The organism is Pseudothauera nasutitermitis (genome assembly GCF_004801295.1).
GTDB classification, from domain to species: Bacteria; Pseudomonadota; Gammaproteobacteria; order Burkholderiales; family Rhodocyclaceae; genus Pseudothauera; species Pseudothauera nasutitermitis.
The window spans coordinates 511,571-528,995 of the sequence record NZ_SSOC01000002.1 but is presented as its reverse complement, the minus strand read 5'-3'; the positions used below and the strand labels follow the sequence as shown (position 1 = coordinate 528,995).

At 66.7% G+C, this 17,425-nt stretch carries 19 protein-coding genes; 16 read left to right on the top strand and 3 right to left on the bottom strand.

Translation table 11 applies throughout. The features are described from left to right. The first annotated feature begins 92 nt into the window (after window positions 1-92). A complete protein-coding gene (locus tag E6C76_RS06570; protein ID WP_211090127.1) occupies window positions 93-1,982 on the top strand; it encodes a chemotaxis protein CheA in 1,890 nt (629 codons plus the stop codon). A 102-nt stretch (window positions 1,983-2,084) separates the two neighbouring features. Next, window positions 2,085-2,420, top strand: a complete 336-nt coding sequence (locus E6C76_RS06565) for a DUF3135 domain-containing protein (RefSeq protein ID WP_211090126.1) — start codon at window positions 2,085-2,087, stop codon at window positions 2,418-2,420. Window positions 2,421-2,455: 35 nt separating this feature from the next. On the opposite strand, the gene tal is transcribed toward E6C76_RS06565, so the two are convergent. Both tal and E6C76_RS06555 read right to left on the bottom strand, forming a co-directional pair. Continuing rightward, window positions 2,456-3,535: a transaldolase gene (gene tal, locus E6C76_RS06560; protein WP_136347438.1), complete on the bottom strand. Its 1,080-nt coding sequence runs from the start codon at window positions 3,533-3,535 to the stop codon at window positions 2,456-2,458. A 45-nt stretch (window positions 3,536-3,580) separates the two neighbouring features. Continuing rightward, window positions 3,581-4,333: a pseudouridine synthase gene (locus E6C76_RS06555; RefSeq protein ID WP_136347437.1), complete on the bottom strand. Its 753-nt coding sequence runs from the start codon at window positions 4,331-4,333 to the stop codon at window positions 3,581-3,583. Between the two features lie 157 nt (window positions 4,334-4,490). Here E6C76_RS06555 and rpsT point away from each other — a divergent pair, with 157 nt between their 5' ends. Continuing rightward, entirely contained in the window at window positions 4,491-4,760 is a 270-nt protein-coding gene (gene rpsT, locus E6C76_RS06550) for a 30S ribosomal protein S20 (RefSeq protein WP_136347436.1), read from the top strand. A 106-nt stretch (window positions 4,761-4,866) separates the two neighbouring features. Here the strand turns inward: rpsT and E6C76_RS06545 are convergent, their stop codons facing one another. Continuing rightward, complete coding sequence (locus tag E6C76_RS06545; RefSeq protein WP_136347435.1) at window positions 4,867-5,148, bottom strand: DUF3579 domain-containing protein; 282 nt, start codon at window positions 5,146-5,148, stop codon at window positions 4,867-4,869. Between the two features lie 243 nt (window positions 5,149-5,391). Between E6C76_RS06545 and E6C76_RS06540 the strand changes: the two genes are divergently transcribed. The 13 genes from E6C76_RS06540 (at window position 5,392) to ntrB (ending at window position 17,424) form a co-directional block, all read left to right on the top strand. Beyond that, entirely contained in the window at window positions 5,392-6,564 is a 1,173-nt protein-coding gene (locus tag E6C76_RS06540; protein ID WP_136347434.1) for an aspartate aminotransferase family protein, read from the top strand. A gap of 16 nt (window positions 6,565-6,580) precedes the next feature. Further along, window positions 6,581-7,507: an ornithine carbamoyltransferase gene (argF, locus tag E6C76_RS06535; RefSeq protein ID WP_136347433.1), complete on the top strand. Its 927-nt coding sequence runs from the start codon at window positions 6,581-6,583 to the stop codon at window positions 7,505-7,507. Window positions 7,508-7,641: 134 nt separating this feature from the next. Continuing rightward, a complete protein-coding gene (locus E6C76_RS06530; RefSeq protein WP_136347432.1) occupies window positions 7,642-8,871 on the top strand; it encodes an argininosuccinate synthase in 1,230 nt (409 codons plus the stop codon). 13 nt (window positions 8,872-8,884) lie between these two features. After that, a complete protein-coding gene (locus E6C76_RS06525) occupies window positions 8,885-9,115 on the top strand; it encodes a DUF2788 domain-containing protein (RefSeq protein WP_136347431.1) in 231 nt (76 codons plus the stop codon). Between the two features lie 13 nt (window positions 9,116-9,128). Then, the gene (ppnP, locus tag E6C76_RS06520; protein ID WP_136347430.1) at window positions 9,129-9,452 is read left to right on the top strand and encodes a pyrimidine/purine nucleoside phosphorylase; all 324 of its coding nucleotides are present in this window, start codon (window positions 9,129-9,131) and stop codon (window positions 9,450-9,452) included. A 15-nt stretch (window positions 9,453-9,467) separates the two neighbouring features. Further along, complete coding sequence (locus tag E6C76_RS06515) at window positions 9,468-9,953, top strand: YajQ family cyclic di-GMP-binding protein (protein ID WP_136347429.1); 486 nt, start codon at window positions 9,468-9,470, stop codon at window positions 9,951-9,953. 245 nt (window positions 9,954-10,198) lie between these two features. After that, complete coding sequence (locus tag E6C76_RS06510) at window positions 10,199-11,125, top strand: CobD/CbiB family protein (RefSeq protein ID WP_136347428.1); 927 nt, start codon at window positions 10,199-10,201, stop codon at window positions 11,123-11,125. A 21-nt stretch (window positions 11,126-11,146) separates the two neighbouring features. Then, a complete protein-coding gene (locus tag E6C76_RS06505) occupies window positions 11,147-12,328 on the top strand; it encodes an acetyl-CoA C-acyltransferase family protein (protein WP_136347427.1) in 1,182 nt (393 codons plus the stop codon). 239 nt (window positions 12,329-12,567) lie between these two features. Further along, a complete protein-coding gene (locus tag E6C76_RS06500; RefSeq protein WP_136347426.1) occupies window positions 12,568-13,731 on the top strand; it encodes a PAS domain-containing sensor histidine kinase in 1,164 nt (387 codons plus the stop codon). Further along, window positions 13,728-14,372, top strand: coding sequence for a response regulator (locus E6C76_RS06495; protein WP_136347425.1), 645 nt, complete (start codon window positions 13,728-13,730; stop codon window positions 14,370-14,372). The genes E6C76_RS06500 and E6C76_RS06495 overlap by 4 nt, the downstream gene beginning before the upstream one ends. 133 nt (window positions 14,373-14,505) lie before the next feature. After that, the gene (locus E6C76_RS06490) at window positions 14,506-15,189 is read left to right on the top strand and encodes a DJ-1/PfpI family protein (protein WP_230976187.1); all 684 of its coding nucleotides are present in this window, start codon (window positions 14,506-14,508) and stop codon (window positions 15,187-15,189) included. A gap of 23 nt (window positions 15,190-15,212) precedes the next feature. Continuing rightward, window positions 15,213-16,574, top strand: a complete 1,362-nt coding sequence (locus E6C76_RS06485) for a CmpA/NrtA family ABC transporter substrate-binding protein (protein ID WP_136347423.1) — start codon at window positions 15,213-15,215, stop codon at window positions 16,572-16,574. A 4-nt stretch (window positions 16,575-16,578) separates the two neighbouring features. Continuing rightward, window positions 16,579-17,424, top strand: a complete 846-nt coding sequence (gene ntrB, locus E6C76_RS06480) for a nitrate ABC transporter permease (protein WP_136347422.1) — start codon at window positions 16,579-16,581, stop codon at window positions 17,422-17,424. Window position 17,425 lies beyond the last annotated feature (1 nt).

Sequence of the window (17,425 nt, the reverse complement as noted above, 5' to 3'; positions counted from 1 at the left end):
CGGCAGGCGATTGAACAACCGGCCGTCCGCGCGGCGGACGGCGGCGTACGGGAGTGGCTCGGGCCGCCCCGGAATCTAGGAGCGTGAGGACCATGAGTGACTTTGCCGGCATGGAGGAGTTGCTGCAGGACTTTCTGATCGAGGCGGGCGATCTGCTCTCCGGCGTCGACAACAAGCTGGTCGACCTGGAACGCGCGCCCGATGATCGCAGCCTGCTCAACGACATCTTTCGCGGCTTCCACACCATCAAGGGTGGTGCCGGGTTCCTCAACGCCACCGAACTGGTGACGCTGTGCCACCTCACCGAGAACCTGTTCGACAAGCTGCGCAACGGTGAACTGGCGATCACCCCCGAGGCCATGGACGTCATCCTCGCCGCCACCGGGGTGGTGCGCGACATGTTCGGCTTCCTGGAGCAGGGCGTGCAGCCGCCCGCCGCCGATGCGGACCTGATCGACCGCCTGAAGCGCGCCATCGCCGGCGAACTCGTGGGCGGCACGGCGGATCCGGCCGCTGCCGAACCCGTACAGGTGGTTGAGGCGGCCCCCGCCGGACAGGGCGGACCGGACTGGAACAATCTGTTCAACGCGGTCACCGGCCTGCCGGTTGCCGTCGAGGCGCCAGCCCAGGCCGCCAGCCTGCCCGCGGCGCCGGGCACCAAACCGGAAGAAGTGGTGCAGGCCGCCATCGGTCGACGTGCCTCCGACCGTCCGGGGTCTTCCGCGCCGAGCGGGCGGCGCGACAGCGAAAAGACGCGCGACAACTCGATCCGCGTCGATACCGCGCGCCTGGACCAGGTGCTCAACCTGTCCGGCGAGATCGGCCTGACCAAGAACCGCCTCAACGCGCTGCGCAGCGACATCCTCAACGGCCTCAACGACACCGAGACGCTGCATGCCCTGGACGTGGCGGTGAGCCAGCTCGATCTGCTGGTGTCCGATCTGCAGAACGCGGTGATGAAGACCCGCATGCAGCCCATCGGCCGGCTGTTCCAGAAATACCCGCGCATCGCCCGCGACCTCGCGCGCAACCTCGGCAAGGACGTCGAACTGGTGCTGGCTGGCGAGGAAACCGAAATCGACAAGACGATGATCGAGGATCTTTCCGACCCGATCATCCACCTGATCCGCAACGCGGTGGACCACGGCGTGGAGTCGGCCACCGACCGCCGCGCCGCCGGCAAGCCGGAAAAATCCATCCTGCGCCTGGAAGCGCGCCAGGAGGGCGACCACATCCTGATCATGGTGGCCGACGACGGCCACGGCATGAATGCCGAGAAGCTGCGCGCCAAGGCGGTGGAAAGGGGCCTCATCACCGATGAGGAAGCCAACACCATGGACGAGCGCCAGAGCTACAACTTGGTGTTCCTGCCGGGCTTCTCCACCGCGGCGCAGGTTTCCGACGTATCGGGCCGCGGCGTCGGCATGGACGTGGTGCGCACCAACATCCAGAAGCTCAACGGTTCCATCGAGATCCGCTCGCAGCTCGGCAAGGGCACCACCTTCATCATCAGCCTGCCGCTGACCCTGGCGATCCTGCCGGTGCTGCTGGTGCGCCTGGGCGAACAGCCCTTCGCCGTGCCGCTGTCGATGGTGCGCGAGATCCTGCCGATCGACACCGAACAGGTGCAGGAGGTCGGCGGGCGCGCCACCATGGTGGTGCGCGGCGAGGTTTTGCCGATCCTGCCGCTGGCGGGGTTGCTCGGCTGGCCGCAGGAACGTTCGCCCGAATACGGCGTGCTGATGCATACCGCCGAGTTGTCCTTCATCCTCGCCATCGACAGTTTCGCCGGCCGCGAGGACGCGGTGATCAAGTCCCTCGACGACTTCCGCCCGAAGGGCGTGGCCGGTGTGACCACGCTGTCCAACGGGCAGATCGTGCTGATCCTCGACATGAAGGAACTGCTCGGTGGTGCGGGTGAATTCCGCGGTGTGTCGCGTGCGGCCCTGCTCAACGCTTCGCAGTCGGTGGCCGTCCGCTGACTTGTAAAAACGTGTGGCCCGCCGCGCCTGGCGGGCCGTCTTGCTTGTTCCCCACCTGCCCCTTGCCTACGATGAAGTAAGGCGGGGCTTTGCATTCGCAGCGTGCTCCGCAGAGGGGGGCGCGTGGCGGATTTCGATTTCGATCATTGGTGTGCGCTTGCCGAGCGCGATCCGGAAGCCTATTTCCGCGCCCGGCGCGGTGTCATCGAAGGCTTCATCGGCGAACGCCCGGAGGAAGAAGCCGGACGTCTGCGCGAGATGCAGGGGTGTATCGACCGTGCCCGCGCGGCGGCCGGCACGCCGCTCAACGCGGTGCGCAGCGTCACCCGCATGATGGAAGGGCGCCTGCTTGCGATGTGCGAACAGGGGGTGGCATTGCGTTGCGCCAGCGAGCGGCTGGGCCGCGCGGTGACGCACCTGGAGGGCGGCGCGGGCTGAGTGGGGCCGGTGGGCTTTGGAACCGGCCCGCGTGTTCAGTCGGCAGTCAGCGTGAGCAGGCGGGAAAAGGCTTCCTCGAACTGCCGCAGCCCTTCGGTCTGCAGGCGCTCGCCAGCTTCGTCCAGGTCGATCCCCAGCGCGCCGAGGGCGGCGAAGGTCGCGTGCGCCGCGTCCACGCCGCTGTCCAGCGTGGCCGCCACCTGGCCGTGATCGATGAGCGCGGCGAGCGTGGCGTCGGGCAGGGTGTTCACCGTTTCCGCGCCGATCAACGGTTCCACGTACAGCAGGTCGCTGTAAGCCGGGTTCTTGGTGCCCGTGCTCGCCCACAGCATGTATTGCGGGCGTGCTCCCGATGTGCGCAAGGCGTCGAACGCACTGCCGTGGAAGCGCGCCCGATAGCGCGCATAGGCCAGCCTGGCCATCGCCACGGCGGTCTTGCCGGCCAGTGCCGCACCGGCCGGGCCGTGCGCGGCGAGTTGCGGGTCGATCAGCGAATCCACCCGGCTGAGGAACAGGCTGGCCACCGAGTACACGCGCCCAAGGTCGCCGCCCGCCGCGTGCAGGCGTTCGAGGCCGCGCAGATAGGCTTTGGCCACCGCGTCGCAGTGCGTGAGCGAGAACAGCAGGGTGACATTGACGCTGACGCCGTGGGCGATCAGATCCTCGATGGCGCCGAGGCCCGCCGATGTGGCCGGCACCTTGATCAGCAGATTGTCGCGTGCCACCGCTTCACGCAGGCGCAGGCCGGCGGCCAGTGTGCCGGCGCGATCGTGCGCCAGTGCGGGGGATACTTCCAGGCTGACATAGCCAAGCTCGCCGGCGCTCTGCTCCCAGGTCGCCCGCAGCAGATCGCAGGCCGCGCGCACGTCGGGAATCACCAGCGCCTCATAACGCGCCTCGGCTTCGCCCGGGCGGGATTTCAGCGCGGCGAGGTCTTCTTCGTAATACCGCCCGTCGGCGATCGCCTTGTGGAAGATGGCCGGATTGGTGGTGACCCCGGTTACCCCGTCCTCGCGGACGAAGCGGGCCAGGTGGCCGTCGCGGATCAGCGTGCGGGAAAGGTTGTCCAGCCAGATCTGCTGGCCCAGGGCGCGGACTTGAAGCAGGCGATTCATGTGGGTCTCGGTGAAAACGTGGGGCTTGCGGAACGGATCATTCTGCTATGTTTCGATGTCAGCTGGAAGTCCGCCGGGCACGGCACCGCGCCAGCCCAGCGCGTCGATCACCCGCATGAAGCTGTCGTCGAGCGGGGCACGCAGGCAAAGCGGGGCAGCGCTCCACGGATGGCGCAGCGTCAGTTCGGTGCACGCCAGCAGCATGCGGTGGCTGTCGAACAGTTGCTGGAACAGGCGGTTGTGCAGGCCCTTGCCGAAGGTGGCGTCGCCGATGATGGGGTGGGCGATGTGCTTCAGATGGCGGCGCAGCTGGTGGCGCCGTCCGGTTTCCGGGCACAGTTCGAGCAGGGCGTAGCGGCTGGTGGGATAGCGGTCTACGCAATGCGGCAGTTCGGCAGTCGCCAGGCGGCGGTAGCGGGTGAGCGCGGGCTGTGGTGCGCCGGGCAGTTCGGCGGCGGCGCGTTCGGCATCGTCGAAGCGGCGGCTCAGCGCATGGTCGATCAGGCCGGCCTCGGGTGGGTGGCCGCGTACGACGGCCACATAGCGCTTGCCCACCGCGCGGGTTTCGAACTGGCTGGCGAGACGCGCCAGGGTGTCGCGGTCGAGGGCGAACAGCAGCACGCCCGATGTGCCCTTGTCCAGCCGATGCACGGGATGCACCTGGCGGCCGAGGCGGTCGCGCAGCCATTGCACGGCGAAGCGGGTTTCGTGCGCGTCGAGCTTGGAACGGTGCACGAGCATGCCGGACGGCTTGTGGAGTGCGACCAGGTGGGCGTCTTGATACAGGATGGCGGGCATGGAGCGGGCGGGAGGCGCGGTGCGGCGATTATGCGCCGCTGGCGAAGGGCTTCCAATCGCGGCGTACGGGTCCTTTTCGTCATGAAAGGCCTTGCGCTGGGCCTGGGCGGCAGTTAGAATCGCGTGTTTTCTAAACCCGAACACGGAAGTAAATCTTATGGCCAACTCCGCACAAGCCCGCAAGCGTGCCCGTCAGGCGGTCAAGGCTCGCGCCCATAACGCCAGCCTGCGCTCTCGTTTGCGTACCGCGATCAAGGCCGTTCGCAAGGCCATCGTGGGTGGCGACAAGGCGGCGGCTCAATCGGTGTTCCGCATCTCCGAAAGCACCATCGACAGCATCGCCGACAAGAAGATCATCCACAAGAACAAGGCCGCTCGCCACAAGAGCCGCCTGTCGGCCGCGATCAAGGCAATGGCTGCCGCCTGAACCAGACTGGTTCTCCGGTATGTCAAAACGGCGACCCGAGGGTCGCCGTTTTGTTTTCCGCAGGTCCGCCGTGGCACGGTGGCGCCAGGGGGAGACGGAGTCGACCTCAGAGGTCGAACGGTTCCATCTGCAGGTTGTTGTCGTTGGCGAAATTGATCAGGAACTTGTAGGCCAGCGGCTCGATGTCGTAGAGCCGGGCATCGACGAGGACCGTCTTGGCGCCTTTCAGGGTGCAGCCGGGGCGCACGTAGGGGGAATACGTCATGCGGTGGTCGGCACCGAAGGCCGACATGATGCCGCACAGGCGGTCCGCCCAGTCGCTGGGGCGGAATGTCTTTCCCTCTCTCGTGACCCCGATGATGACGAAGCTTTCGATCTTCTGATTCATAGCTCGCATTGGTGCGGACATCTGGAGTCGGTCGCGGGCGCTGTTGTTATAGGGCGCGCCTCGCGAGGCCGGCGGATTCTAACAGAAAAAGCGCCGCGCTCGATGCCGCGCGCCGCGCCGGGCGGCCCTGCGGGGGCAATATATACAACCCGCGCGGATTCCCTTACCATCCTTGCCTTGCCCTGCACACGGCGGCTTCAGCCGCCGTGTGCGTTTTATGGTTCCTCTTTGTCGGGGTTTTCCATGTCGCATCTGATGAACACCTACGCCAGGTTGCCCGTGGCCTTCACGCACGGCGACGGCGCGTGGATCCACGATGAGGCCGGCAAACGCTACCTGGATGCCCTCTCCGGGATCGCAGTGTCCACGCTCGGGCACAACCATCCGCGTCTGGTGAAGGCCATTGCCGAGCAGGCCGGCCGTGTCCTGCATACTTCCAACGTGTACCGCATTCCGCTGCAGGAGCGCCTGGCTGACCGCCTGGCCGCGCTGTCCGGCATGGACGAGGTGTTCTTCAGCAATTCCGGCTGTGAGGCGAACGAGGCGGCGATCAAGCTGGCGCGCTTCCACGGCCATCGCAAGGGCATTGAGCTGCCCACCATCATCGTCATGGAGAACGCTTTCCACGGGCGTACCCTGGCGACCCTGTCGGCAACCGGCAACCGCAAGGTGCAGGCTGGCTTCGAGCCGCTGGTGAGCGGTTTCGTGCGCGTGCCGTACAAGGACATCGATGCCATCCGCTCGGTCGCCGAGCACAATCACAACGTGGTCGCCGTGATGCTCGAGATGATCCAGGGCGAGGGCGGCATCAATATCGCTGACGACCGGTTCCAGCGCGAACTGCGCGAGATCTGCGACCAGCGCGGCTGGCTGCTGATCTGCGACGAGGTGCAGTGCGGCGTCGGCCGTACCGGTCAGTGGTTCGGCTGGCAGCATGCCGGGGTGCAGCCCGATGTGATGACGCTGGCCAAGGGCCTGGGCTCGGGCGTGCCGATCGGCGCCTGCCTGACCGCCGGCCTGGCCAAGGGCCTGTTCGGCCCGGGCAACCATGGCTCCACCTTCGGCGGCAATCCGCTGGCCTGCGCGGCCGGCCTGACCACGCTGGAGGTCATCGAGTCCGACGGCCTGATGGCCAACGCCGAGGAAGTCGGCGCGGCAATCCGCAAGGGCTTCGCCGAAGCGCTGGCCGGCGTGCCGGGCGTGGTGGATATCCGCGGCCGCGGCCTGATGCTGGGCATCGAACTGGACCGTCCCTGCGGCGTGCTGGTCGGCAAGGCGCTGGAAGCCGGCGTGCTGATCAACGTCACCGCCGAGCGGGTGGTCCGCCTGCTGCCGCCGCTGATCTTCAGCAAGGACGACGCGCAGGCGCTGGTGAGCCTGCTCGCCCCGGTGGTGCGCGACTTTCTGGCGCAATGAGGAAGGCTGGAAACCGATGACGGCACTCAAGCACTACCTGCAATTCAAGGATTTCACCCGCGACGAGTACGATTACCTGTTCGAGCGCATCCGCTGGATCAAGGACAAGTACAAGCGCTACGAGCCGCACCATGCGCTGTTCGACCGCAGCCTGGTGATGATCTTCGAGAAGGCCAGCACGCGCACGCGGCTGTCCTTCGAAGCCGGCATGCAGCAGCTCGGCGGTTCGGCCATCTACCTGAACACGCGCGACTCCCAGCTGGGGCGCGGCGAGCCGGTGGAGGACGCCGCGCAGGTCATCTCGCGCATGAGCGACCTGGTGATGATCCGCACCTTCGAGCAGGACATCATCGAGCGCTTCGCCGCCAACTCGCGCGTGCCGGTGATCAACGGGCTGACCAACGAATACCATCCCTGCCAGATCCTCGCCGATATCTACACCTACATCGAGCACCGCGGCCCCATCCAGGGCAGGACGGTGGCCTGGGTGGGCGACTCCAACAACATGTGCAACACCTGGCTGCAGGCCGCCGAGTTGCTTGACTTCAAGGTGCACGTCTCCACGCCGCCGGGTTACGAGGTGGAGCCGGAGCGCGCCGGCCTGCACGGCACCGGCCACTTCGAGCAGTTCGCCGATCCGCTGGAAGCCTGCAAGGGTGCGCATCTGGTGACCACCGACGTGTGGACCTCGATGGGGTACGAAGCGGAGAACGAAGCACGCATGAAGGCTTTCGCCGACTGGTGCGTGGATGCCGAAATGATGGCCGTGGCCGCGCCGGATGTCTTGTTCATGCACTGCCTGCCGGCCCACCGGGGCGAGGAAGTCACCGCCGAGGTCATCGACGGCCCGCAATCGGTGGTGTGGGACGAGGCTGAGAATCGCCTGCACGCGCAGAAGGCGTTGATGGAGTATCTGGTGCTCGGCCGGGCGGAGGCGAACTAACCGGTAGGAGCGGGCTTGCCCGCGATTCGGCGTTCGGCTTGCCAACGAATCGCGGGCAAGCCCCGCTCCTACGTGAATATCACGGTGCCTGCGGGCGCGGGCGTCGGCAACACAGCAGAAGACAGGGAAAGAGCATGAGCGACGTGAACAAAGTGGTGCTCGCCTACTCGGGCGGGCTGGATACCTCGGTGATCCTGAAATGGCTGCAGGACACCTACCAGTGTGAGGTGGTGACCTTCACCGCCGACCTGGGCCAGGGCGAGGAGCTGGAGCCGGCGCGCCAGAAGGCGCTGAAGTTCGGCATCAAGCCGGAAAACATCTTCATCGACGACCTGCGCGAAGAATTCGTGCGTGACTTCGTCTTCCCGATGTTCCGCGCCAACACCGTCTATGAAGGCGAGTACCTGCTGGGCACCTCCATCGCCCGTCCGCTGATCGCCAAGCGCCAGATCGAGATCGCCCGTGCCACCGGCGCGGATGCCGTGTCGCACGGCGCCACCGGCAAGGGCAACGACCAGGTGCGCTTCGAACTGGGTTACTACGCGCTGATGCCGGGCGTGAAGGTGATCGCCCCGTGGCGCGAATGGGATCTGCTGTCGCGCGAGAAACTGCTCGCCTACGCCGAGAAGGCCGGCATTCCCATCGAGATGAAGCACAAGCAGGGCGGCTCGCCGTACTCGATGGACGCCAACCTGCTGCACATCTCCTTCGAGGGCCGCCACCTGGAAAATCCGGCCGCCGAGGCCGAGGAAGACATGTGGCGCTGGACCGTGTCGCCGGAAGCTGCGCCGGATGCCGCCGAATATGTCGACCTGGAATTCGAGAAGGGCGATCTGGTGGCCATCAACGGCACCCGCATGAAGGCGCACGAACTGCTCGCCAGGCTCAACGAACTGGGCGGCAAGCACGGCATCGGCCGCCTGGATCTGGTGGAAAACCGCTACGTCGGCATGAAGAGCCGCGGCTGCTACGAAACCCCGGGGGGCACCATCCTGCTGCGCGCCCACCGCGCCATCGAATCCATCACCCTGGACCGCGAAGTCGCCCACCTCAAGGACGACCTGATGCCGCGCTACGCCAGCATGATCTACAACGGCTACTGGTGGAGCCCGGAGCGCCAGGCCCTGCAGGCGCTGATCGACCATACCCAGCAGACCGTCAATGGCTGGGTGCGCATCAAGCTGTACAAGGGCAACGTGATCGTCACCGGACGCGACTCCAAGACCGACTCGCTGTTCGATCCGACCATCGCCACCTTCGAGGACGATGCCGGCGCCTACAACCAGAAGGACGCGCACGGCTTCATCCGCCTGAACGCGCTGCGCATGCGCATCGCGGCCAACGCGAAGGCCAAGCGGGGTTGAGGCGGGTACCGGCATGGAAAGCGACATCTTCCTCTTCGGTCTGACCCTGGAAGAGTTCGAGTCCATCTCCCTCAAGGTCGGTTTCACCGTACTGATCCTGTACATGCTGTTCATCATCGGCAACCTGGCGAAGGAGTCGAAGGCGGGCAAGTACGGTGCGATGTGGATGTTCATCGGTCTGGGGCTGGGTTTCGTCGGTTTTGTTTCCAAGGCCCTGATCCAGAAGTTCATGGGCATCGAGTAGAACGGAACGAACAATGAGCGTGACTGAGAAGTTCGACGGCGTCGCCGTCACCACCAAGGCCAACGTGTATTTCGACGGCAAGTGCGTCAGCCATTCCATCGTGCTGGCCGACGGCACGAGGAAGTCGGTGGGCGTGATCCTGCCGGCCAGCCTCACCTTCAATACCGGTGCGCCGGAGATCATGGAAGGCGTGGGCGGCAACTGCCGCGTTCGCCTGAAGGGTGAGAGTGCGTGGAAGACCTACGGCGCAGGCGAATCCTTCGCGGTGCCGGGCAATTCCGCCTTCGACATCGAGGTGGCGGACGAGCCCTACCACTACGTCTGCCATTTCGGCTGAGCCGGGGAGGGGAGCATGCCGTCTTTCGACATCATGTCCGAGGTCGATGAGGTCGCGTTGCGCAACGCGGTCGACGTGGCCAACCGCAAGATCGCCAACCGCTACGACTTCAAGGGCAGCGATGCGCGCATCGAGCAGGTGGACAAGCTGCTCACCCTGCACGCCGACAGCCAGTTCCAGCTGGAACAGATGACCGCCGTGCTGCTGCCCGAGATGACCGGCAAGAAGGTCGATGTGCGCTGCCTGGACTACGGCGACGTGCAGAAGGTCTCCGGCAACAAGGTCAAGCAGGAAGTGAAGGTGCGCGTGGGCGTCGAGCAGGACATGGCGAAGAAGATCGTCAAGCTGCTCAAGGACAGCAAGCTCAAGGTGCAGGCCGCCATCCAGGGCGACGCGGTGCGGGTGTCGGGCGCCAAGCGCGATGTCCTGCAGGAAGCCATCGCGCTGGTGCGCAAGGAAATCACCGATTTCCCGCTGCAGTACGGCAACTTCCGCGACTGAGCAGGCGAGGAAAACACGCGGGGCGCACGGCGCCGGCCTGATCGCCGGTGCCGTGCGCCCCGCGCACGTTTACCCGCCGGTCTTCATCGGAAACGTCGTCCGGATGCCCCGCCTTCGTGTGCGAAGCCGCATGAACAGGGCATTGGCATCGCACCGCGCGATTATCCGACGCCCAGTTGTGGTATCGTCGGCGCAAGGCTCGCATGCGCGGGCCGGCGGCCCGATACCACCCCCGACGACCCCGAATGACGCTCTTCTCGCTGATCGTTGCCCTGCTGATCGAGCAGGTGCGTCCGCTGCCGGTGCAGCAGTTTGTCCTGGACCCGCTGCGCCGGTTGTCCGCGCTGTTGACCGAGCGTTTCAACGACGGCCAGGCCCGCAACGGGCGCGTCGCCTGGTGGCTGGTGGTCAGCCTCGGCACGCTGGCGACCGTGCTGGTGTACTGGCTGCTCTGCGAGATCCACCCGCTGTTCGCCTTCGCCTTCAACGTCGGCGTGCTCTACCTCACCATGGGCTTCCGGCAGGAAAGCCATTTCTTCACCGACATCCATCTCGCCCTGCGCATGGGCGAACTGGACCGCGCCCGCGTGCTGCTCGGCGAATGGCGCGGCGGCCAGTATCAGGAGGCCAGCTCCAGCGAGGTGGCCCGCCTGGCCATCGAGCAGGCGCTGGTGTCCGCGCACCGTAACGTATTCGGTGTAGTGTTCTGGTTCATCGTGCTGCCGGGGCCCGCCGGCGCGGTGCTGTACCGCCTCGCGCGCCACTTCGCCGAGGAATGGGGCGAGCGGCGCGATGCGGAATTCGGCGAGTTCGGCAGCTTCGCGCGGCGTGCCTTCGAGGTGATCGATTTCGTTCCGGTACGCCTCACCGCCGCGTCGTTCTCGGTGGTCGGCGACTTCGAGGACGCGGTGTTCTGCTGGCGTACCCAGGCCATGCTTTGGGCCGACAAGGCCTCCGGTATACTCCTCGCGAGCGGGGGCGGGGCCATGGGCGTGCGGCTGGGCATGCCGGTACACCGCTCGGGCGAGGTGCTCGAACGGCCGGAAATGGGGATCGGCGAGGAAGCCGATGCCGATTACATGCAGAGCACGGTGGGCCTGGTCTGGCGCGCCTTGCTGCTCTGCCTGTTGTTGCTGGCGCTGGTCGGCATTGCCGGCTGGGTCGGCGGTTGATTGACCTGGAGGGAGTATCAGATGGCAAATCGTGAAGTGGTGGTTTTGAGCGCGGTGCGCTCCGCAATCGGTGGTTTCGGCGGCTCGCTGAGCAACATCGAACCCGCAGATCTGGCCGGTACCGTGATGCGCGAGGCGATTGCCCGCTCCGGCGTCGACCCCCAGCAGATCAGCTACGTGACCGTGGGCAACTGCATTCCCACCGAGGCGCGCTACGCCTACGTGCCGCGCCTGGCTTCCATCCAGGCCGGCCTGCCGTACGAATCCGTGGCCATGCAGGTCAACCGCCTGTGTTCCTCCGGCCTGCAGGCCATCGTGTCCACCGCCCAGTCCATCCTGCTGGGCGACGCCGACTACGGTATCGGCGGCGGCGTGGAAGTGATGTCGCGCGGCGGCTACCTGCTCCCCGCGCTGCGCACCGGCGCGCGCATGGGTGACACCAAGGCCATCGACATGATGGTTTCCGTGCTCACCGACCCGTTCGGCGTTGGCCACATGGGCATCACCGCCGAAAATCTGGCGACCAAGTGGGGCATCAGCCGCGAAGAGCAGGATGCTTTCGCGCTGGAATCGCAGAACCGCGCGGCCGCGGCCATCGCCGCCGGCCATTTCAAGTCGCAGATCGTGCCCATCGTGCAGCAGACCCGCAAGGGCGAGACCGTATTCGACACCGACGAGCACCCGCGCGCGACCACGCTGGAATCGCTGGCCAAGATGAAGCCGGCCTTCAAGAAGGACGGCACGGTGACCGCCGGCAACGCTTCCGGCATCAACGACGGCGCCTCCTTCTTCGTGCTTGCCGACGCCGCCCTGGCCGCCAGCGCCGGCTACAAGCCGATCGCCCGTCTGGTGTCCTACGCCATCGCCGGCGTGCCCAACGACGTCATGGGCGAAGGCCCGATCCCGGCCTCCAAGCTGGCGCTCAAGCGCGCTGGCCTGAGCCTGGACCAGATGGACGTCATCGAGTCCAACGAAGCCTTCGCCGCGCAGGCCATCGCCGTCTCCAAGGGCCTGGGCCTGGATCCGGTGAAGACCAACCCCAACGGCGGCGCCATCGCCCTGGGCCACCCGGTGGGCTGCTCCGGCGCGTTCATCGCCACCAAGGCGGTGTACGAGCTGCAGCGCATCAACGGCCGCTATGCGCTGGTGACCATGTGCATCGGCGGCGGCCAGGGCATCGCGGCGATCTTCGAGCGCATCTGAGCCCTCGTTTGCGGCCCGCTTCGGCGGGGCCGCGCACCACACAACCCCCGGCTTCGGCCGGGGGTTGTGCGTTTACGCCGTGCATCGCACGGAGGCACGCCCCGGGTGCGATGCATCGAAATGGTGCCCTGGGCGAGGGCGCGCCCGCCTGAGGAACGTGCCGTGCCGCGCAGCACGGCCTCCCGGCGATTCCGGCACTGTTCTTGCGAAACACCGGCGGTACGTTTTTCCGAGCCGCCATGTTCGCTGACCTGCACCATCTTTCCCACCACGCTGCCTGGCGGCGCCAGCTCGAGATGCTGCTGGAGTCGACGGGCGAGGGCATCTACGGCATCGACCTGCGCGGGCGCTGCATCTTCATCAATGGTGCCGGCGCGGAAATTCTCGGCTATACGCCCGACGAAGTGCTCGGGCGCAACATGCACTACCTGATCCATCACTCCCACCCCGATGCCGCCCTGATGCCGGTGCACGACTGCCGCATTTTCAAGGCTTTCAAGGAAGGGCGTGGCGTGCGGGTGGAGGATGAAGTGCTGTGGCGGCGCGACGGCTCCTCGTTCCCGGCGGAATATGCTTCCTACCCGATCCGCGACGGCGAGGCGGTGGTGGGGGCGGTGGTCACCTTCAACGACATCACCGAGCGCAAGCGCACCGAGGCCGCGCTGCGCGCCGCACACGAACAACTGGAACGCCGGGTGGCCGAGCGTACCGCCGAACTGTCGGCGGCCAACACGCGCCTGAGCCAGGCCGGCGATGCGCTGCGCCGCCTCTCCGAACACCTCAACCGGGTGCGCGAGGAGGAGCGGGCCCACATCGCCCGCGACATCCACGACGACCTGGGGGCCTCGCTGACCGCCATGCAACTGGAGCTGAATTGGCTGCGCAGGCGCCTGGGCACCGACGAGAAGGTCCGCACCCACATCGACACGGCGCTGGAGATCGGCCAAGGGGCGATGGGGGCGGTACGCCGCATTCTCAACGACCTGCGCCCCGGCGTGCTGGATCATCTGGGCCTGTGGGCGGCGCTGGAATACCTGCTGCAGGACACCGAAACGCGCACCGGCTTGCGCTGCAGCCTGCGCGTGGCACCGGAGGCAGAGCGGTGCCGGCTGGGACACGAGGCGGAGACTGCTCTCTACCGCATCGCCCAGGAAGTGCTCACCAACGTGCAGCGCCATGCCGCCGCCGGCCGCGTGGACGTGGATGTGCGTGCCGAGGGCCGGGCGCTGGTGCTGGAGATGGCCGACGACGGATGCGGCATGCGGGTGCCGGCCGAGCCCACCAGCTTCGGCCTGCTGGGCATGCACGAACGCGCCCGCGCGCTGGGCGGGCAACTGGCCATGGACAGCGGGCCGGGGCGGGGCACCCGCGTAACCCTGAACCTGCCGGAAGTACTCGCATGAGTGCGTGCGGCATCGATCTGCTGGTGGTGGACGACCACATGATCATCCGCCGCGGGCTGGTGCAAATCCTCTCCGAGAATGCGGCCATTGGCGACATCCGTGAGGCCCATGACGGTGCTTCGGCCCTGCGTGCGGTGCGCGAACGCGCGCCGCGCGTGATGCTGCTGGACATCGCCCTTGGCGAGCGCGACGGGCTGGACGTGCTGAAGAACGTGCGTGCCGAGTTCCCTGCCGTGGGTGTGGTGATGCTCTCGGTGTACCCGGAATCGCAGTTCGCCGTGCGTGCGATCCGTGCCGGGGCAGGCGCCTACCTGAACAAGGGCTGCTCGCCGGACGAGCTGTTCGGCGCCATCGAGCGGGTGGCCGCCGGCGGCGTGTATGTGACGCCGTCCATCGCCGAGCTGCTGGCCCGCAGCGTGCGCAGCGACGAGGCCCGCGCGCCGCACGAAAGCCTCTCCAACCGAGAGTTCCAGGTGCTGGAACTGCTGGCGCGCGGCCATTCGGTGTCGGACATCGCCGCGCAGCTGAGCCTGTCCGGCAACACCATCTCCACCTATCGCGCGCGCATCTTCGACAAGCTGGGCGTGCGCAGCATCGTCGAACTGCTCCACTACGCCAACCGCCACGATCTGCTGGGCTGAGCCGGTCGCCGCGCCGGCCACGCTGTGTAGTGCCAGCACTACAGAACAATCACGGATCGCGCGATACCGCCGCACCGGCCCGGCGCGGATGATGGGAACCGTCAGCCAGCAAGTTTCCAGGAGGTTCTCCGTGATGCGCAAGGCAGGATTCAGACTCGGGGTGTACGTGTTCAAGGACGCCGAAGTCATCGACTACGCCGCGCCCTATGGGGTGTTCTCCGTGGCGCGGCGCTTCGATCCGGAGCTGGATGTGTTTCTGATGGCCGAGACCATGCGCCCGGTGCACACCCAGGCCGGCTTCACCGTGCTGCCCAGCTACGCGCTGGGCGATCAGCCCGCGCTCGACGCCTTCTTGATTCCCGGCGGCTTCGGCACGCGCCAGGAGATGCACAACGGCAAGTTGCATGGCTACATCCGCGCACTGCCGCAAGACTGCCTGCTCACCAGCGTCTGCACCGGCTCGTGGATCTACGGCGCGATGGGCCTGCTTGACGGCCTGCCCGCTACCAACCGCAAGGAGCCGGACCGGCTGGAGTCCTCGCACCTGGGCAAGACCCCCATCGACCGCCTGGCCGAGATCGCTCCGGCCTGCCGCATCAGCCGTGCGCGCGTGGTCGACGCCGGGCGCATCGTCACCGCAGGCGGCATCAGCGCTGGCATGGAGCTGGGCTTCCACCTGCTGCGCCGCGCCGGCTACGGCGCAGAGTTCATCCACGAGGTGGCACGCGTCATGGAATACCAGCGCGCCTACGCCCAGTACGAACACGACATCGAGTACGCCACGCCCGCCGCGGCGGCCCGCCTGCAAACCGCTTGAAATCCGAACAAGGAGCCGATCACATGTCCGCCTTCCGCAACCCGTTCGATCCCGAGATCCGCCTGCATCGAGGTGGCTGTGCCTGCGGCCGCCACCACAGCCAGGCCGAACACGATGCCGCCGAAGTGCTGGAGCAACGCCAGATGCAGGACCGCGTGGTGGAGGGCGCGGTGATGCGCGCGCTGTTCCCGCAGGATGCCGTGCGCCGCCGTTTCCTGAAGGCGGTCGGCGGCAGTACCGCGATGGCCGCGGTGGCCGGGCTGTTCCCGCTGGCAGCCGCCAAGGAGGCCTTCGCCCAGGGCGGCGGGGCGCTGGAGAAGACCAAGTTGAAGGTGGGCTTCATCCCCATCACCTGCGCCACGCCCATCATCATGGCGCATCCGCTGGGCTTCTACGCCAAGTACGGGCTGGACGTGGAAGTGGTGAAGACCGCCGGCTGGGCGGTGATCCGCGACAAGGCGCTGTCGAAGGAGTACGACGCGGCGCACATGCTCTCGCCGATGCCGCTGGCGATCTCCACCGGCACCGGCTCCAGCCCGATTCCCTGGACCGCCCCAGCCGTCGAGAACATCAACGGCCAGGCCATCACCCTGTCCATGAAGCACAAGGACAAGCGTGATCCCAAGGACTGGAAGGGCTTCAAGTTCGCCGTGCCCTTCGACTATTCCATGCACAACTATCTGCTGCGCTACTACCTGGCCGAGCATGGCATCGACCCGGACCGCGACGTGCAGATCCGTTCCGTGCCGCCTCCGGAAATGGTCGCCAACCTGCGTGCCGGCAACATCGACGGCTTCCTTGCCCCGGACCCGGTCAACCAGCGCGCGGTGTACGACGGCGTGGGCTTCATCCATCTGCTGTCCAAGGAAATCTGGGATGGCCACCCGTGCTGCGTGTTCTCCGCCAGCAAGGAGTTCGTCACCACCATGCCGAACACCTATCAGGCGCTGCTGAAGGGCATCCTGGATGCCACGGCCTATGCCCGCAAGGCCGAAAACCGCAAGGAAATCGCCGCCGCCATCGCCCCGGCCAACTATCTCAACCAGCCGGTCACGGTGGTGGAGCAGGTGCTCACCGGCACCTTCGCCGACGGTCTGGGCAAGGTGGTGCGCGACCCGAACCGGATCGACTTCGACCCCTTCCCGTACGACGCCTTCGCGGTGTGGATCCTCACCCAGATGAAGCGCTGGGGGCAGATCAAGGGCGACATCGACTACGCCGGCGTGGCCAGGGAGGTGTTCCTCGCCACCGACGCGGTGAAGCTGATGAAGGAGGTCGGCCTGGAGCCGCCGGCCGCGTCCAAGGCCATCGAGATCATGGGCAAACCCTTCGATCCGGGCCGCCCGGACGACTATGTGAACAGCTTCGCCATCCGCAGGAGCTGAGCCCATGGACGAACGCAAGCGCTGGCGCGCGCCGCTGCTGTCGCTGATCTTCCTGCTGCTGTTCCTGGGGGTCTGGCAAGTGGCGACGCAGCCCGACGCCGCCACCGCGGTGGCCGCCGACGACGAGTACGCCGCGCTGCTCGGCGCGGCGGCGGCCGGTGGCGGGCAGTCGGCCATGCCGACGCCCGCCGAGGTCGGCGCCAAGCTGTGGGAGCACCTGTCGGACCCGTTCTACGACCGCGGCACCAACGACAAGGGCATCGGCATCCAGCTCGCGCATTCCATCGCGCGGGTGCTGCTGGGCTTCGGCTTGGCCGCGCTGGTGGCGATTCCGCTGGGCTTCGTGATCGGCATGTCGCCGCTGGTGTACCGCGCGCTGGACCCCTTCATCCAGATCCTCAAGCCCATCTCGCCGCTCGCCTGGATGCCGCTGGCGCTGTACACCATCAAGGACTCGGGCATCTCGGCGATCTTCGTGATCTTCATCTGCTCGCTGTGGCCGATGCTGGTGAATACCGCCTTCGGCGTCTCCAGCGTGCGGCGCGACTGGCTCAACGTGGCGCGCACGCTGGAAGTCTCCCGCCTGCGCACCGCCTTCCAGGTGATCCTGCCGGCCGCCGCGCCCACCATCATGACCGGCATGCGCATTTCCATCGGCATCGCCTGGCTGGTCATCGTGGCCGCCGAGATGCTGGTGGGCGGCACCGGCATCGGCTACTTCGTGTGGAACGAGTGGAACAACCTGTCCATCGCCAACATCATCAGCGCCATCCTGTTCATCGGCCTCATCGGGATGCTGCTGGACACCACGCTGGCCCGCCTGGCGCGCGCCGTGACCTACAAGGAGTAAG

Bases quoted from the DNA above. Each gene is read 5' to 3' on its own strand.
- E6C76_RS06570 (WP_211090127.1), top strand. From the start codon at position 93: ATGAGTGACTTTGCCGGCATGGAGGAGTTGCTGCAGGACTTTCTGATC.
- tal (WP_136347438.1), bottom strand. From the start codon at position 3,535: ATGAATCGCCTGCTTCAAGTCCGCGCCCTGGGCCAGCAGATCTGGCTG.
- E6C76_RS06555 (WP_136347437.1), bottom strand. From the start codon at position 4,333: ATGCCCGCCATCCTGTATCAAGACGCCCACCTGGTCGCACTCCACAAG.
- rpsT (WP_136347436.1), top strand. From the start codon at position 4,491: ATGGCCAACTCCGCACAAGCCCGCAAGCGTGCCCGTCAGGCGGTCAAG.
- E6C76_RS06545 (WP_136347435.1), bottom strand. From the start codon at position 5,148: ATGAATCAGAAGATCGAAAGCTTCGTCATCATCGGGGTCACGAGAGAG.
- E6C76_RS06540 (WP_136347434.1), top strand. From the start codon at position 5,392: ATGTCGCATCTGATGAACACCTACGCCAGGTTGCCCGTGGCCTTCACG.
- argF (WP_136347433.1), top strand. From the start codon at position 6,581: ATGACGGCACTCAAGCACTACCTGCAATTCAAGGATTTCACCCGCGAC.
- E6C76_RS06530 (WP_136347432.1), top strand. From the start codon at position 7,642: ATGAGCGACGTGAACAAAGTGGTGCTCGCCTACTCGGGCGGGCTGGAT.
- E6C76_RS06525 (WP_136347431.1), top strand. From the start codon at position 8,885: ATGGAAAGCGACATCTTCCTCTTCGGTCTGACCCTGGAAGAGTTCGAG.
- ppnP (WP_136347430.1), top strand. From the start codon at position 9,129: ATGAGCGTGACTGAGAAGTTCGACGGCGTCGCCGTCACCACCAAGGCC.
- E6C76_RS06515 (WP_136347429.1), top strand. From the start codon at position 9,468: ATGCCGTCTTTCGACATCATGTCCGAGGTCGATGAGGTCGCGTTGCGC.
- E6C76_RS06510 (WP_136347428.1), top strand. From the start codon at position 10,199: ATGACGCTCTTCTCGCTGATCGTTGCCCTGCTGATCGAGCAGGTGCGT.
- E6C76_RS06505 (WP_136347427.1), top strand. From the start codon at position 11,147: ATGGCAAATCGTGAAGTGGTGGTTTTGAGCGCGGTGCGCTCCGCAATC.
- E6C76_RS06500 (WP_136347426.1), top strand. From the start codon at position 12,568: ATGTTCGCTGACCTGCACCATCTTTCCCACCACGCTGCCTGGCGGCGC.
- E6C76_RS06495 (WP_136347425.1), top strand. From the start codon at position 13,728: ATGAGTGCGTGCGGCATCGATCTGCTGGTGGTGGACGACCACATGATC.
- E6C76_RS06490 (WP_230976187.1), top strand. From the start codon at position 14,506: ATGCGCAAGGCAGGATTCAGACTCGGGGTGTACGTGTTCAAGGACGCC.
- E6C76_RS06485 (WP_136347423.1), top strand. From the start codon at position 15,213: ATGTCCGCCTTCCGCAACCCGTTCGATCCCGAGATCCGCCTGCATCGA.
- ntrB (WP_136347422.1), top strand. From the start codon at position 16,579: ATGGACGAACGCAAGCGCTGGCGCGCGCCGCTGCTGTCGCTGATCTTC.